This window comes from Pseudomonas putida NBRC 14164 (genome assembly GCF_000412675.1).
Classification (GTDB): Bacteria; Pseudomonadota; Gammaproteobacteria; order Pseudomonadales; family Pseudomonadaceae; genus Aquipseudomonas; species Aquipseudomonas putida.
The window spans coordinates 6,079,289-6,094,493 of the sequence record NC_021505.1; the positions used below are offsets into that span (position 1 = coordinate 6,079,289).

The 15,205-nt window shown below is 62.2% G+C and carries 13 protein-coding genes; 5 read left to right on the top strand and 8 right to left on the bottom strand.

The window, feature by feature from the left end; all coding sequences use genetic code 11:
* Positions 1-170 precede the first annotated feature (170 nt).
* Together PP4_RS27085 and ubiA are read left to right on the top strand one after the other, a co-directional pair.
* Positions 171-728: a chorismate--pyruvate lyase family protein gene (locus tag PP4_RS27085; RefSeq protein ID WP_016502245.1), complete on the top strand. Its 558-nt coding sequence runs from the start codon at positions 171-173 to the stop codon at positions 726-728.
* On the top strand, positions 728-1,618 hold the full coding sequence (gene ubiA / locus PP4_RS27090) for a 4-hydroxybenzoate octaprenyltransferase (RefSeq protein WP_016502246.1): 891 nt from the start codon (positions 728-730) through the stop codon (positions 1,616-1,618). Before PP4_RS27085 ends, ubiA begins: the two co-directional genes overlap by 1 nt.
* 92 nt (positions 1,619-1,710) lie before the next feature.
* Here the strand turns inward: ubiA and PP4_RS27095 are convergent, their stop codons facing one another.
* Positions 1,711-2,706 carry an IS110 family RNA-guided transposase gene (locus PP4_RS27095; RefSeq protein ID WP_016497900.1) on the bottom strand — a complete coding sequence of 332 codons (996 nt, stop codon included), beginning with the start codon at positions 2,704-2,706 and terminating at the stop codon, positions 1,711-1,713.
* A 303-nt stretch (positions 2,707-3,009) separates the two neighbouring features.
* On the bottom strand, positions 3,010-3,378 hold the full coding sequence (locus PP4_RS27100) for a COG4315 family predicted lipoprotein (protein WP_016502247.1): 369 nt from the start codon (positions 3,376-3,378) through the stop codon (positions 3,010-3,012).
* Between the two features lie 172 nt (positions 3,379-3,550).
* On the opposite strand from PP4_RS27100, the gene phoB reads away from it, so the two are divergent.
* From phoB to PP4_RS27115, 3 genes are all read left to right on the top strand, one after another.
* Positions 3,551-4,240 carry a phosphate regulon transcriptional regulator PhoB gene (gene phoB, locus PP4_RS27105; protein ID WP_003253341.1) on the top strand — a complete coding sequence of 230 codons (690 nt, stop codon included), beginning with the start codon at positions 3,551-3,553 and terminating at the stop codon, positions 4,238-4,240.
* Positions 4,241-4,288: 48 nt separating this feature from the next.
* A complete protein-coding gene (phoR, locus tag PP4_RS27110; RefSeq protein ID WP_041167940.1) occupies positions 4,289-5,596 on the top strand; it encodes a phosphate regulon sensor histidine kinase PhoR in 1,308 nt (435 codons plus the stop codon).
* 173 nt (positions 5,597-5,769) lie between these two features.
* Complete coding sequence (locus PP4_RS27115; protein ID WP_016502249.1) at positions 5,770-7,110, top strand: hemolysin family protein; 1,341 nt, start codon at positions 5,770-5,772, stop codon at positions 7,108-7,110.
* A gap of 117 nt (positions 7,111-7,227) precedes the next feature.
* Here the strand turns inward: PP4_RS27115 and PP4_RS27120 are convergent, their stop codons facing one another.
* The 6 genes from PP4_RS27120 to PP4_RS27145 all read right to left on the bottom strand — a co-directional run bounded on the left by PP4_RS27120 (position 7,228) and on the right by PP4_RS27145 (position 15,084).
* Entirely contained in the window at positions 7,228-8,124 is an 897-nt protein-coding gene (locus PP4_RS27120) for a peptidoglycan DD-metalloendopeptidase family protein (protein ID WP_016502250.1), read from the bottom strand.
* Positions 8,125-8,266: 142 nt separating this feature from the next.
* Positions 8,267-9,163, bottom strand: coding sequence for a response regulator (locus tag PP4_RS27125; protein ID WP_016502251.1), 897 nt, complete (start codon positions 9,161-9,163; stop codon positions 8,267-8,269).
* Between the two features lie 164 nt (positions 9,164-9,327).
* Positions 9,328-10,098: a phosphate signaling complex protein PhoU gene (gene phoU / locus PP4_RS27130; protein ID WP_016502252.1), complete on the bottom strand. Its 771-nt coding sequence runs from the start codon at positions 10,096-10,098 to the stop codon at positions 9,328-9,330.
* Between the two features lie 73 nt (positions 10,099-10,171).
* Positions 10,172-11,005 carry a phosphate ABC transporter ATP-binding protein PstB gene (pstB, locus tag PP4_RS27135; protein ID WP_016502253.1) on the bottom strand — a complete coding sequence of 278 codons (834 nt, stop codon included), beginning with the start codon at positions 11,003-11,005 and terminating at the stop codon, positions 10,172-10,174.
* Positions 11,006-11,107: 102 nt separating this feature from the next.
* Positions 11,108-12,724: a phosphate ABC transporter permease PstA gene (gene pstA / locus PP4_RS27140; RefSeq protein ID WP_172439591.1), complete on the bottom strand. Its 1,617-nt coding sequence runs from the start codon at positions 12,722-12,724 to the stop codon at positions 11,108-11,110.
* A 71-nt stretch (positions 12,725-12,795) separates the two neighbouring features.
* The gene (locus PP4_RS27145; RefSeq protein ID WP_016502255.1) at positions 12,796-15,084 is read right to left on the bottom strand and encodes an ABC transporter permease subunit; all 2,289 of its coding nucleotides are present in this window, start codon (positions 15,082-15,084) and stop codon (positions 12,796-12,798) included.
* Positions 15,085-15,205 lie beyond the last annotated feature (121 nt).

Sequence of the window (15,205 nt, forward strand, 5' to 3'; positions counted from 1 at the left end):
AACTCCACGGGCCAGAGGTTGTGGTGATATCTGTGGGAGCGGGCGTGCCCGCGAAACAGCCAGCGCGCAATTCATGGGGGGCTTTTTTATCGGCCCTGCCCGCAGTATGCAAGCAGTCGGGGCAATCATGCTAAGCTCGCCGCCTCATTGGTTGTAACAAGCAGACCGACGTGTCGTACGAATCCCCGCAAGCAGCCGCTGTCGCGTGGCTGCCGTATTCACAGCTGGCGACCGACTTCGACCAGCCTACCCTTGACTGGCTGTTCGACGAAGGCTCGCTGACCCGCCGCCTGACCCGCCTGTCTTCTGATCACTTCTCCGTTACCCCGCTGTTCGAGGGCTGGCAAGCGCTGCGCGAGGATGAATGCCAGGCGTTGGGCATTGCTGCCGGCAGCGAAGGCTGGGTGCGCGAGGTGTACCTGCGCGGCCATGGCCAGCCTTGGGTGTTCGCCCGCAGTGTGGCCAGCCGCAGCGCCCTGGAGCGCGGCGGGCTGGACCTGGAAACCCTCGGCAGCCGCTCGCTGGGCGAGTTGCTGTTCTGCGACCAGGCGTTCATCCGCCACCCGATCGAAGTGTGCAGTTATCCACAGGCCTGGCTACCGACCGACGCAGCCCATGCAGCCCTGTGGGGCCGTCGCTCGCGCTTTGAACGAGGCGGCCTGGAGCTGCTGGTGGCAGAAGTGTTCCTGCCGGCATTGTGGCAAGCGGCCAGGGAGGAAAACCGCTGATGTACCTGCAACTGCTCAAGTCGCTGAACCGCCTGCACCCGCGGGCCTGGGACTTCGTCCAGCTCAGCCGCATGGACCGCCCGATCGGTATCTATCTGCTGCTGTGGCCAACCCTTTCGGCGGTGTGGATTGCCGGCAACGGTTCTCCCACCGTGGCCAACGTGCTGATCTTCGGCCTTGGCGTGGTGCTGATGCGGGCCGCAGGCTGCTGCATCAACGACTTTGCCGACCGCAAGGTGGACGGCCACGTCAAACGCACCGCCGACCGGCCGTTGGCCAGCGGCAGGGTCAAGCCGCGCGAGGCGCTGGCACTGTTTGCGATTCTGGTCGCGGTAAGCTTCCTGCTGGTGCTGTGCACCAACAGCCGCACGGTGTGGCTGTCGTTCGGCGCGGTGGCGCTGGCGTCTTGCTACCCGTTCATGAAGCGCTACACCTATTACCCACAGGTGGTGCTTGGGGCGGCGTATTCCTGGGGCATCCCCATGGCCTTCACTGCCGCGGGCGGCGAGCTGCCGGCCAGCGCCTGGCTGCTGTACATCGCCAACCTGCTGTGGACGGTGGGTTACGACACCTATTACGCCATGGTCGACCGCGATGACGACCTGAAGATCGGCGTGAAGTCGACCGCCATTCTGTTCGGCGAGGCCGACCGCTCCATCATCCTCACCTTGCAGCTGCTGTCGCTGGGCTGCCTGTTGCTGGCGGGCAGCCGCTTCGAGCTGGGGGGCTGGTTCCACCTGGGGTTGCTGGGCGCTGCGGCGTGCTTTGCCTGGGAGTACTGGTCGACGCGCAAGCTGGACCGCGAGTCGTGCTTCAAGGCGTTTTTGCACAACCACTGGGCGGGGTTGCTGGTGTTCATTGGTGTGGTGCTGGATTACGCGTTGCGCTGAATATTATGGGGCTGCTTTGCAGCCCATCGCGACGCAAGGCCGCTCCCACACTGATCGGCGTATGCAGGACCCTGTAGATACTCTGTTGGCGGTCAAGCTTTTCTAAGGTGTTCAGAGCTGAAAAGCTTGGCCGTATCAAATGGTTCATCGCCGCGCATGCATGCCCATATGCCTGTCAGGTACTTGCGCATGACAGCGGCGATCGCTTGCATTTTTTTCTTCCCCCTGCTGACCAGCGATTCATAAAAGGCCTTCGCGTAAGGATCGCAGCGCACCGCCGTCAGCGCCGGCATGTACATGGCCGCCCGTAAATAGGCATTCCCGCTTTTGCCGAGCCGACCAGGTTTATCAATGCTTGTCCCCGACTGTGTCTGTCGAACATCTAGACCAGCATGACGAGCGACCTGAGAGGACTTGAGCATTTGAGGAAGGGTGGTCAGCTCAGCCAAGGCAGCAAGTGCCGAGACTTCTCCCATTCCCGGGCCCGCTAGTAACTGCTTGTACTGCCGGTTAAGCGTCGGACACTGAGCGATCAACTCACGTCCGGCTTTGCGGAAACGCTCAATGCGATTGTCCAAAGTGGCAATCGCTTCCTCTTGATCTTCGATCAGCATCGACACGGTCGTAGCGGTCGCCTGCAATGCATGCAGCTCATTCTTCGCCCTGGTGCGGTGCCCGACCAGACGATTGATGTGCCGGCCAAGAGCCCTCAGCTCAAGCTGTACGGAGCTTGGCGGTGTCCACAAGCGCGGTGTCATACGTTCACCGTACTCGGACAGCAACTGAGCATCTATCGAGTCAGTTTTACTGTTCACCAGCATCAGCTTGGCGAAATTATGGAAGCTCTTGGGGTTGATCACCGAAACAGGAAGGTCCGCAGCATGCAGCTCAAGGGCCAGGTCCAGGTAATAGATTCCGGTCGCCTCCATCACGATCGACTTGGGCTTGAGCGCCTGCAGCTTTTTCACCGCTGCCTTACGACCAGCAGGGGTTTGAGCGATATCCCACTGTCCAGCGGGACGCCCATCTTTACGCACCCCAACGATCGACGTACGAGAACCAATATCCAGGCCCACACAGACATTCATTCTTCCCACTCCCAAGCGAGTTAGGTAACAATGGCCTCCGGTTCCCCGACCTCGAACTTCATGCCGCTGCAACCTTGTAATGCGAAGTCCGACTTGTCGGCTTCTCGATACTCTTCGTAGTGGGCAATGAGGCGGGGGGCCTCTCTACAGACAAGGTCAGGGGCAAACCCTGCCTTCAGGAGCGATCGGCCTCCCCGGAAGTGCTTCTATAGCCTGACGAGAATAACCTCTCTCATCAGGCTAGGCACAACATACAAGGAGCGGCCTTGTGTCGCGATGGGCCGCACAGCGGCCCCGGCAATCTCAAGGCTTGGCGATATGCCAGACGTCTTTCACGCCGTCACCGGTCTTGTCCCCGGCCTTCTTGTCCTTGATGAAGGTATACAGCGGCTTGCCGTCGTAGGCCCACTGCATCGAGCCGTCGTCACGCTTGATCTGCGTCCACTTGCCATCGGCCTTTTCGCCATCCATTACCTTCAATGGCGGCCAGTTGGTGGCGCAATCGCCATTGCACATCGACTTGCCGCCCGCATCCTTGTCAAAGGTGTACAGGGTCATGCCGGCATGATCGACCCACATGCCGTCCTTCTCCATGGCATGGTGGGCCGACGCCACCCCCGGGAGCGCCAGCGCAGTGAAAAGGGCCATCCAGCTCAGCGTTTGTCGTGTCATTGGATTCACCATTGTTTCGGGGGAAATTGGGTTCAGGTGCCACGATTGCGGCTCTTTGAAGCCTAGTTCAGTCACGCAATGTCGCCAGAACGGCCAACACCCTGTCACACAGCTGCAATAATTCCGTTATCTAATGCGGGCCAAGACACCGAATCCAGGAGAGGTTTTGAGCATGGTTGGCAGGAACATTCTGATCGTCGACGACGAAGCGCCCATTCGCGAGATGATCGCCGTTGCCCTGGAAATGGCCGGCTATGACTGCCTGGAAGCGGAAAACTCCCAACAGGCCCACGCGATCATCGTCGACCGCAAACCGGACCTGATCCTGCTCGACTGGATGTTGCCCGGCACCTCCGGTATCGAACTGGCCCGCCGCCTGAAGCGTGATGAGCTGACGGGCGACATCCCGATCATCATGCTCACCGCCAAGGGTGAAGAGGACAACAAGATCCAGGGCCTGGAAGTGGGCGCTGACGACTACATCACCAAGCCGTTCTCGCCGCGTGAGCTGGTAGCGCGCCTGAAAGCCGTGCTGCGTCGTACCGGCCCGAGCGACAGCGAAGCACCGATCGAAGTCGGCGGCCTGCTGCTCGACCCGATCAGCCACCGTGTCACCATCGACGGCAAGCCCGCCGAGATGGGCCCCACCGAATACCGCCTGTTGCAGTTCTTCATGACCCACCAGGAGCGCGCCTACACCCGTGGCCAGTTGCTGGACCAGGTGTGGGGCGGCAACGTCTATGTCGAGGAACGCACGGTCGACGTGCACATCCGTCGTCTGCGCAAGGCGCTGGGTGAAGCCTACGAAAATCTGGTACAAACCGTCCGGGGCACTGGCTACCGCTTCTCGACCAAGAGCTGATCGAGCTCCAGAGCGCCAAGCTGCACGTCGTTGTACAAGGACCGTCAATTGAACCAGAACTGGCACGCAACCCTGATTCGCCATCTGTTGTTGCTGATTACCGTCTGCCTGATCGGCGGGCTGGTCAGCGGCTACTATGGCTGGAGCCTGGCCATTGGCCTGGCGCTCTACTTGGGCTGGACCCTCAAGCAACTGCTGCGCCTGCACGACTGGCTGCGCAACCACCAGCCCGATGAAGCACCGCCCGATGGTTACGGCCTGTGGGGCGAGGTGTTCGACAGCATCTACCACCTGCAACGCCGCGACCAGCGCGTGCGGGGCCGTCTGCAGGCAGTGATCGACCGGGTTCAGGAGTCTACCGCCGCGCTGCGCGACGCGGTGATCATGCTCGACAGCGACGGCAACCTGGAATGGTGGAACCGTGCCGCCGAAACCCTGCTGGGCTTCAAGACCCCACAGGACGGTGGCCAGCAGGTCACCAACCTGGTGCGCCACCCACGCTTCAAGGAATACTTCGAGGCGGAGAACTACCTCGAACCGCTGGAAATCCCCTCGCCCATCAACGACCGCATGCGCGTGCAGTTGCACATAACCCGGTACGGTAACAACGAACACCTGATGCTGGTGCGCGATGTCACCCGCATCCACCAGCTGGAACAGATGCGCAAGGACTTCGTCGCCAACGTGTCCCACGAATTGCGCACACCACTGACGGTGATCACGGGTTACCTTGAAACCCTGCTGGACAACGTCGAGGATGTGAACCCGCGCTGGACCCGCGCCCTGCAGCAGATGAGCCAGCAAGGTTCGCGCATGCAGACGCTGCTCAACGACCTGCTGCTGCTGGCCAAGCTGGAAGCCACCGATTACCCGTCGGACAACCAGCCGGTGGCGGTCGAAGCCCTGCTCGCCGCGATCAAGAACGACGCCCAGGCCCTGTCTGGGCCACGCAACCAGCGCATCACCCTCGAAGCCGCGCCCGGCGTCAAGCTGAAGGGCAGCGAGTCGGAACTGCGCAGCGCCTTTTCCAACCTGGTGTTCAACGCGGTGAAGTACACCCAGGACGAGGGCAACATCCGCATCCGCTGGTGGGCCGATGCACAGGGTGCGCACTTGTCTGTGCAGGACTCGGGGGTGGGCATCGACGCCAAGCACTTGCCGCGCCTGACCGAACGCTTTTACCGGGTGGACTCCAGCCGTGCATCAAATACCGGTGGCACCGGGCTGGGGCTGGCGATCGTCAAGCATGTGCTGATGCGCCACCGCGGCAAGCTGGACATCAGCAGCGTGCCGGGCCATGGCAGCACCTTTACCTGTCACTTTGCGCCGACCCAATTGGCCAACGAAAAGGCTTGAGATCGGGGCTGCTGCGCAGCCCTTCGCGGGCACGCCCCCACCCTCAGGGACCGCAATAAGCCCGCTACCCTTTGCTTTTACGGCCCTAGCCGCTACATTGGATCCCCTGTGCCAGCAAGAGCTGGCACTTTTTTTCTCTCAATCTCAAAGACGGACCCCGTAAAAACTCCATCATGGACCCTTCCCCTGGTATCAGCGTCACCTCGTTATTCGCCGATTTCGGCATGATCATCTTTGCCTTGCTGCTAGTGCTGCTCAACGGCTTTTTCGTTGCCGCCGAGTTCGCCATGGTCAAGCTGCGCGCCACACGCGTGGAATCCATTGCCGAGCAGCATGGCTGGCGCGGCAACATCCTGCGCAAGGTACACAACCAGCTCGACGCCTACCTGTCGGCCTGCCAGCTGGGCATCACCCTCGCCTCCCTGGGCCTGGGCTGGGTCGGCGAGCCGGCCTTTGCCCACTTGCTCGAGCCGCTGCTCGCGTACTTCGGTGTCGACTCGCCCGAACTGATCAAGGCGATCTCGTTCTTCGTCGCGTTCTTTGTCATTTCCTACCTGCACATCGTGGTCGGTGAGCTGGCGCCCAAGTCCTGGGCCATCCGCAAGCCCGAGCTGCTGTCGCTGTGGACGGCCGTGCCGCTGTACCTGTTCTACTGGGCGATGTACCCGGCCATCTACCTGCTCAATGCCAGCGCCAACACCATCCTGCGCATTGCCGGCCAGGGCGAACCGGGCCCGCACCACGAACACCACTACAGCCGTGAAGAGCTGAAGCTGATCCTGCACTCCAGCCGTGGCCAGGACCCGAGCGACCAAGGCATGCGTGTGCTCGCCTCGGCCGTGGAAATGGGCGAGCTGGAAGTGGTCGACTGGGCCAACTCGCGTGAAGACATGGTCAGCATCGATGCCCATGCGCCGCTGAAGCAGATCCTGGCTTTGATACGTCGCCACAAATTCAGCCGCTACCCGGTGTACGACGCCGAGCGTGAAGAATTCACCGGCCTGCTGCACATCAAGGACCTGCTGCTGGAGCTTGCCGAGCTGGAGCACTTGCCCGAAACCATCGACCTGGACGACCTCGCCCGGCCGCTGGAGCGCGTATCGCGGCACATGCCGCTGTCACAACTGCTGGAGCAGTTCCGCAAGGGCGGCGCGCATTTCGTGCTGGTGGAGGAAGCTGACGGCAAGGTCATCGGCTACCTGACCATGGAAGACGTGCTGGAAGTACTGGTGGGCGATATTCAGGACGAACACCGCAAGACCGAGCGCGGCATCCTCGCCTATCAGCCGGGCAAGCTGCTGGTACGGGGTGATACGCCGCTGTTCAAGGTGGAGCGCCTGCTCGGCATCGACCTTGATCACATCGAGGCGGAAACCCTTGCGGGGCTGATCTACGAGACGCTGAAGCGTGTGCCCGAAGAAGAGGAAGTGCTGGAGGTCGAAGGGCTGCGCATCATCATCAAGAAGATGAAAGGGCCCAAGATCGTGCTGGCCAAGGTGCTCAAGCTGGATTGAGGGGTATGGGGCTGCTGCGCAGCCCATCGCGACGCAAGGCCGCTCCCACAGGGGTTCGCGTAATCCTGTAGGAGCGGCCTTGTGCCGCGAAAGGGCCGCAAAGCGGCCCCAAAAATCTCAAGGGTTACCCGCAGTAAAGTCGGGTAACCCGCTGATCGGCCGGTCGAACCGGTAAGGTATCGACTCCAGCGCCAACCCCACATTGCGCTGCACCACGAAATGCAGGTGCGGGCCTGTGCTGTTGCCGGTATTGCCCGACTTGGCCAGCATCTGCCCCTGGCGTACCCGTTGCCCCTCCGCCACCACCACCGAACCACGCATCAGGTGCAGGTACACACCCATGGTGCCGTCCGGGTGCAGGATCCTGACAAAGTTACCCGAGGGGTTGGGCGCGCGCCCGCTCTGGCTGTTTTCCGTCTTCACCACCACGCCCTCGCGCGCCGCGATGATGGTAGTGCCTTCGGGCATGGCGATATCCATGGCGTAGCGCCCTTTGGGCCCAAAATGGCTGACACGGCCGTTAGGGCCCTGGGTGACGCGGAACGGCCCACCGACCCAGGGGAACGCATACCGGAAGCCCTGGGGCCGCTTGCCCGGGTCACCCATGGCCTGCAGCAGGGTCGAACGGTAGTTCAGCAACAGCCCGGGCCGCCCCCTGAGCACGCTGAGCATTTGCGTGGTGCGCGGCGGCAGCAGCCGGCGCACGATACGCGGGGCATCGCCGCCTTGCGCATTTACCAGGTTGTCCAGGCGCAATTCGACCTCTACCGGCACATGCAGCTCGTTGCGTGCGGAAAAGCTCACGCCGCCGTCGAAGGTTTTCGCGTTCAGCAGCACTTGGCCTTCGAGGGTTTCGACCATGGGTTCGCGCAGCACCAAGGGCTTGGCGCCCGGGCCTGGCCGGTCGGAATATGAGATGACACCGAAGTCGTCGGTGATCTTGTAGAGCGTCACACCCAGGCTCGACGCCGAGGCCATGAGCAATGCACAGAACAGCAGCAGGCGGGCGGGCATGATAGTGGCTTTTTGACAGTTATGATCTGTCGAAGCCTAGCAGCGGGTTTTGAGGCAGGTATTGCAGTTGGTCGGATGACGCTTTCTCTGTGGGAGCGGCCTTGCCGGGCGCTCCCACAAGGGTTGACCTGCTGCCTTGTTGTCAGGCGCCGGGGGTGAAGTGCTTCTGCGCCGTCCCGCGGGCGATCAGCCGCGACAGGTAATCGAGCTTCTGGGCGTCCTGGTCGACAAACTTGAAGGTCAACTGTAGCCAGTCGCTGTCGGGCTTGGGCTCCAGGGCTGCGACGGCATGCAGATAGCCGTTCAAACGCGCAACTTCAGCGTTCTCGCCCTGCTCCAGGTCCAGCACGGCGCCCTCCAGCACCTGCGGCAGCGCTTCGCTGCGGCGTACCACCAGCAGCGCTTCTTTCAGGCTCAGCGCCTTGATCACGCACGGTTGCATGCCGCTGGCCAGGCGCAACTGGCCTTGGCCACGCCCCGTCGGAGCAGGGGCCGACGGCGTAGGTACATTGACCAATGGCTTGGCAGCGCCTGGCGCTGGCGCGGGGGCCGTCACCTTGGCCGCCTGTGGCTTGCCACCTGTCAGGGCACTCAGCGAATCGTTGGCGAATGCCGAGTTAGCCCGCGCCGGGCCGATGGCCATCAGGCTGTCGAGCTTGCCGATCTTGGTCAGCGCCTTTTTCACTTTGGTCAGCAGTTGCTCGTTGGTGAACGGCTTGCCGACAAAGTCGGACACGCCCGCCTGGATCGCCTGAATGACGTTTTCCTTGTCGCCACGGCTGGTCACCATGATGAACTGCAGGTTCTTCAGCGCAGGCTGCTGACGGCACCAGGTGAGCAATTCCAGGCCGGACATTTCCGGCATTTCCCAGTCGCACAGGACCAGGTCGAAGGCTTCCTTGTCCAGCATGGCCATGGCCTTGCGACCATTGACGGCGTCGTCGATGGCCATGCCCGGGAAGGCGTTGCGCAGGCACTTGCGGACCAGGTCACGGATAAACGGGGCGTCATCCACGACCAGCACATTCACTTTACTCATCAATACTCCTTCTGAATCCCGACTAGCCTACTGCCAAATAATGGCTATTTGCTACAACCTGGTCACGCCGGGACTTCTTCACATCGTTCGCGGGTGCCTGCCGGCTCCTCGACCGCAAACGAAAACGCCCGGCCGAGGCCGGGCGTCGAAGCTCGGGAGCAACCTTACTTATCGTCAGATTCGCCCGGAACATTAGCCTTTTCGGCGTCGGCGACAGCGGTACCCTGCACTTCTGCGGTCATGCGCTTGAGGCCCATGTGGCGCACGTCGGTGCCGCGCACCAGGTAGATCACCAGCTCGGAAATGTTGCGCGCGTGGTCACCGATACGTTCCAGCGAACGCAGCGCCCAGATCACGCTCAGAACCCGCGAGATGGAGCGCGGGTCTTCCATCATGTAGGTCACCAGCTCGCGCAGGGCGGTCTTGTACTCGCGGTCGATAGTCTTGTCGTACTGGGCCACCGACAACGCCAGGTCGGCATCGAAGCGGGCAAAGGCGTCCAGCGCATCGCGGACCATGTTGCGCACCTGGTCGCCAATATGGCGCACCTCGACGTAGCCGCGTGGCGACTCGCCTTCTTCGCACAGCTGGATGGCGCGGCGGGCGATCTTGGTCGCCTCGTCACCGATGCGTTCAAGGTCGATCACCGACTTGGAAATGCTGATGATCAGGCGCAGGTCAGAGGCCGCCGGCTGGCGACGGGCGAGGATGCGCACGCATTCCTCGTCGATGTTGCGCTCCATCTGGTTGATCTGCTCGTCGACTTCGCGCACTTGCTGGGCCAGGCCCGAGTCGGCCTCGATCAGCGCAGTAACGGCGTCATTGACTTGTTTTTCCACCAGGCCACCCATGGCCAGCAGATGGCTGCGCACTTCTTCGAGCTCGGCGTTGAACTGCTGGGAAATATGGTGCGTAAGGCTTTCTTTGTTGATCATCGTTCGCTCCGCGAAGAGGCTGCAAGCTTCATGTAGTTCGTGTCATTCCCTGTGGGAGCGGGCCGCGTGGCTGCTAGCCGTAGCGACCGGTGATGTAGTCTTCGGTCTGTTTCTTCGCCGGGTTGGTGAACAGGGTATCGGTGTCCCCGAATTCGACCAGTTTGCCCATGTACATGAACGCGGTGTAGTCCGAAACCCGGGCCGCCTGCTGCATGTTGTGGGTCACGATGACGATGGTGTACTTGGATTTCAATTCGTAGATCAGTTCTTCAACCTTCAGGGTCGAGATCGGGTCCAGTGCCGAGCAAGGTTCGTCGAGCAACAGCACTTCCGGTTCCACGGCAATGGTGCGGGCGATGACCAGACGCTGCTGCTGGCCACCGGACAGGCCCAGCGCCGACTCGTGCAGGCGGTCCTTGACCTCGTCCCACAGGGCCGCGCCTTTCAGCGCCCACTCGACAGCTTCGTCCAGCACACGCTTCTTGTTGATGCCCTGGATACGCAGGCCGTAGACCACGTTCTCGTAGATGGTCTTGGGGAACGGGTTGGGCTTCTGGAACACCATGCCCACACGACGGCGCAGCTCGGCCACGTCTTCGCCCTTGCGGTAGATGTTGTTGCCGTACAGGTTGATGGCGCCTTCCACGCGGCAGCCGTCAACCAGGTCGTTCATGCGGTTGAAGGTGCGCAGCAGGGTCGACTTGCCGCAGCCGGACGGGCCGATGAAGGCGGTCACGCGCTGCTTGGGAATGTTCATGCTGACATCGAACAGCGCCTGCTTGTCGCCATAGAACAGGCTCAGGCCCGGCACTTCGATGGCCACGGTTTCTTCGGCCAGTTGCAGGCCCTGCTTGTTGCGGCCCAGGGCAGACATGTCGATGCCGTGGGTATGAGAATCTTGCTGCATGGTCTCACTCCGTTTGTAGCTGCGAGCTTGAAGCTGCAAGCTGCAAGTTAGGGCAAAGCGGCAATCTGCTTGGAGCTTGCCGCTTGTGACTTAAAGCTCTGATCAGCTGTCCAGCGCCTTGTACTTCTCGCGCAGGTGGTTGCGGATCCACACGGCCGAGAGGTTGAGGGAGGCGATCACCAGTACCAGCAGCAGTGCCGTGGCGTACACCAGCGGCCGTGCGGCCTCGACGTTCGGGCTCTGGAAGCCGACGTCATAGATGTGGAAGCCCAGGTGCATGATCTTCTGGTCCAGGTGCAGGTACGGGTAGTTGCCGTCCACTGGCAGCGAAGGCGCCAGCTTCACCACACCCACCAGCATCAGCGGGGCCACTTCACCGGCGGCGCGGGCCACGGCGAGGATCATGCCGGTCATCATGGCCGGGCTGGCCATTGGCAAGACAATCTTCCACAGCGTCTCGGCCTTGGTCGCGCCCAGGGCCAGCGACCCCTCGCGTACGGTACGCGGAATACGCGCCAGGCCTTCTTCGGTGGCCACGATCACCACCGGTACGGCCAGCAGTGCCAGGGTCAATGATGCCCACAGCAGGCCCGGGGTACCCAGGGTAGGCGCCGGCAGTGCTTCAGGGAAGAACAGGCGGTCGATAGAACCACCCAGCACGTAGACGAAGAAGCCCAGGCCGAACACGCCGTAGACGATCGCCGGCACGCCAGCCAGGTTGTTCACCGCAATGCGGATCAGGCGGGTCACCGGGCCTTGCCGTGCGTATTCGCGCAGGTAGACGGCAGCCAGCACACCGAACGGGGTGACGATCACGGCCATGATCAGGGTCATCATCACGGTACCGAAAATGGCCGGGAAGATACCGCCTTCAGTGTTGGCTTCACGCGGGTCATCGCTGAGGAATTCCCACACCTTGGCAAAGTAGGTACCCAGCTTGGTGAAGCCGGACATGCCGTTCGGCTGGATGGCGTGCACCACCTTGCTCAGGTTGATTTCCACTTCGCGGCCGTTGCCATCGCGTGCCACCAGGCTGTCGCGGGCGAAGGCCTGGTGCAGGCCGCTCAAGCGGTCTTCGATGGCCTTGTAGCGGCTGTTCAGCTCGGCGCGGTCGGCGTCCATGTCGGCCTGGGCGGCGGCGTCCAGCTTGCCGTCCAGCTCCAGCTTGCGGGCCTGCAGGCGCAGGCGCTCAAGGCCATGGTTGATGGCACCGATGTCCTTCTTCTCCAGCTGCTGCAGCTCACCGTTGAGCTGGCTGGCGCGCTTGAGGCGAGCCTGCAGTTCGTTCCAGGCAGCAGGGCCTTCGGCAACCACGCGGCCTTCTTCCTTGACGCTGACCAGGTAGCCATAGAAGTTGCCCCACTCGCGGCGCTCCAGGGCGATGAGGTCGGCCGGGCGCTGTTCATCGACCAGCCAGTCGCCGACCACCCAGGTGAAATCGCTGCCGTTGAGGTCGCGGTTACCCACCTTGATCAGCTCGCGGGTCATGAACTCCGGGCCCTGCTCCGGTACCGGCAGGCCGGCCCCCTTCAGGCGGGCACGGGGTACCTCTTCCTTTTGCACCACTTCGCCGATGACGATGTGGTCAGCCTGGCCCGGTACCTTGTAGGTGGCCTGGACAAGATCGGCCGGCCAGAAGTGGCCCAGGCCGCGCACGGCAATCACCGCCAGCAGGCCAACGGTCATGATCACCGCCATGGCCACGGCGCCGCCGCTCATCCAGACGCCTGGGGCGCCGCTCTTGAACCAGCCTTTGAGGGAATCCTTTTTCACGGATCGCTACCTTTCTATCAAAGCGACGAGTATTTCTTGCGCAGACGCTGGCGAATCAGCTCGGCCAAGGTGTTCATGACGAACGTGAACATCAACAGCACCAGCGCGGCCAGGAACAGCACGCGGTAGTGGCTGCCACCGACTTCCGATTCCGGCATTTCCACGGCCACGTTGGCGGCCAGGGTGCGCATGCCCTCGAACAGGTTCATCTCCATCACCGGGGTGTTGCCGGTGGCCATCAGCACGATCATGGTCTCGCCCACCGCACGGCCCATGCCGATCATCAGCGCCGAGAAGATACCCGGGCTGGCGGTGAGGATGACCACGCGGGTCAGGGTCTGCCAAGGCGTCGCACCCAGCGCCAGCGAGCCCAGGGTCAGGCTGCGCGGCACGCTGAACACGGCGTCTTCGGCAATGGAATAGATGTTCGGGATGACCGCAAAGCCCATGGCGATACCCACGACCAGGGCGTTGCGCTGGTCGTAGGTGATGCCCAGGTCGTTGGTGATCCACAGGCGCATGTCACCGCCGAAGAACCAGTTTTCCAGGTGCGGGCTCATGGTCAGGGCGAACCAGCCGGTGAACAGGATGACCGGTATCAGGATCGCGGCTTCCCAACCATCGGGCACACGCAGGCGGATCGACTCCGGCAGGCGGCTCCAGGTGAAGCCGGCCAGCAGGATGCCGAGCGGCATCAGCAGGAACAGGCTGAATACGCCTGGCAGGTGGCCTTCGAGGTAAGGGGCCAGGAACAGGCCGGCGAAGAAGCCGAGGATCACCGTCGGCATCGCTTCCATCAACTCGATCACCGGCTTGACCTTGCGGCGCATGCCCGGGGCCATGAAGTAGGCGGTGTAGATGGCGGCGGCAATGGCCAGCGGGGCGGCCAGGATCATCGCGTAGAACGCGGCTTTCAGCGTACCGAAGGTCAGCGGCGAAAGGCTCAGCTTGGGTTCGAAGTCGGTATTGGAAGCGGTCGATTGCCAGACGTATTTCGGTTCGTCGTAGTTCTCGTACCACACCTTGCCCCACAGCGCGCTGAAGGAAACTTCAGGGTGCGGGTTGCGCAGGCTCAGCGGCAGCAGCTTGCCGCCTTCTTCAATAATGATGCGGTTGGCACGCGGCGATAGGGCCAGAATACCAGGGCCTTCGGCAGCCGGCTCGACCAACAGGGTGCGGTGCGCGGTGCTGTGGAACACGCCCAGCTTGCCGTCGGCGTTCAGGGCGATGAAGCCCTTGCGGCGCTCTTCGGCGTCAATCTGCACAACCGGGGCCTTGCCCATCTGGAAGGTGCGGATCTGCTTGAAGCGCGATTCGCCGTCCGGGTCTCGTGCCATGAACCATTGGGCCAGGCCACCTTTGGAGTCACCGATGATCAGCGATATGCCGCCGACCAACTGGGCGCTGGCGGTAATTTCGGTGTCCGCGCTTTCGGCCAGCTTGTAGCGGCCGTTAAGGCTCTTGTCACGCAGGCTGAACACGTCGGCGGTGGCGCGGCCGTTGATCACGTAGAGCCACTGCTGACGCGGGTCGATGAAGATGTTCTTCACTGCTTCGGTCATCTGCGGCAGCACGATACGGTTCTGCTCGGTGGTGACCTCTTCGGTCATCATGTTTTCGGTGCGGGTCAGCTGCACCACCTGCAGGTGCGCGCCGGTGGACCCGGCCAATACCAGGGTATCGCCATTGACGTTGACGTTTACGTGCTCCAGCGCACGGCCCTGTTCGTCGAGCACGAACGGCTGCTCGCCGTAGGGGTAGTCGATGCCGGGGGTGATGGTTTTCTTGTTGTCCGGGTAGGTGATCTTGTAGGTGTGGTGGAACACCAGCGCCTGACCATTGGACAAGCCCAGCACCACCAGCGGGCTGCCCGGCTGGTCGCTACTGATCGAGGTTACCTGGGTGTCTGCCGGCACTGGCAGGTCGACCCTCTTGAGCTCGTTACCGGTCTTGGTATCGAAGAACAGTGCCTGGCCTTTGTCCGAAACTCGCATCCCCACCAGGTTCTGTTCTTCAAGCGCGATCATCAGCGGCTTGCCGGCATCCTGCTGCAGCCAGGTCGGCTCCAGGGCCTTCTTGCTGGTCAGCTCGGCACCTTGGAACAGTGGCAACACCACATAGGCCAGGTAGAAGAAGATCAAGGTGATTGCCGCCAATACGGCAAGCCCGCCCACCAGCACGTACCAGCGGGTCAGGCGGTCCTTCAGCGCGCGGATGCGGCGCTTGCGTTGCAACTCGGGCGTATTGAAATCAATGCGCACGGGCTGGGAGTTTTGGGTCATGTTGGAATTGGCCAGATCATTCATGCGCACACCCTAGCGGTCCCGTGTGACAAAAACATTACAAAGTGGTGACGCACGAAAGCCCGCCGCACAGGGGACCTGGCTTCGGACTGGAAATTCGTGGAAGAGGCCGGGCGTCAGCACC

Excerpts from the sequence above, each read along its gene's own strand:
- ubiA (WP_016502246.1), top strand. The coding sequence starts at position 728 with ATGTACCTGCAACTGCTCAAGTCGCTGAACCGCCTGCACCCGCGGGCC.
- PP4_RS27095 (WP_016497900.1), bottom strand. The coding sequence starts at position 2,706 with ATGAATGTCTGTGTGGGCCTGGATATTGGTTCTCGTACGTCGATCGTT.
- PP4_RS27100 (WP_016502247.1), bottom strand. The coding sequence starts at position 3,378 with ATGACACGACAAACGCTGAGCTGGATGGCCCTTTTCACTGCGCTGGCG.
- phoB (WP_003253341.1), top strand. The coding sequence starts at position 3,551 with ATGGTTGGCAGGAACATTCTGATCGTCGACGACGAAGCGCCCATTCGC.
- PP4_RS27115 (WP_016502249.1), top strand. The coding sequence starts at position 5,770 with ATGGACCCTTCCCCTGGTATCAGCGTCACCTCGTTATTCGCCGATTTC.
- PP4_RS27120 (WP_016502250.1), bottom strand. The coding sequence starts at position 8,124 with ATGCCCGCCCGCCTGCTGCTGTTCTGTGCATTGCTCATGGCCTCGGCG.
- PP4_RS27125 (WP_016502251.1), bottom strand. The coding sequence starts at position 9,163 with ATGAGTAAAGTGAATGTGCTGGTCGTGGATGACGCCCCGTTTATCCGT.
- phoU (WP_016502252.1), bottom strand. The coding sequence starts at position 10,098 with ATGATCAACAAAGAAAGCCTTACGCACCATATTTCCCAGCAGTTCAAC.
- pstB (WP_016502253.1), bottom strand. The coding sequence starts at position 11,005 with ATGCAGCAAGATTCTCATACCCACGGCATCGACATGTCTGCCCTGGGC.
- pstA (WP_172439591.1), bottom strand. The coding sequence starts at position 12,724 with ATGAGCGGCGGCGCCGTGGCCATGGCGGTGATCATGACCGTTGGCCTG.
- PP4_RS27145 (WP_016502255.1), bottom strand. The coding sequence starts at position 15,084 with ATGAATGATCTGGCCAATTCCAACATGACCCAAAACTCCCAGCCCGTG.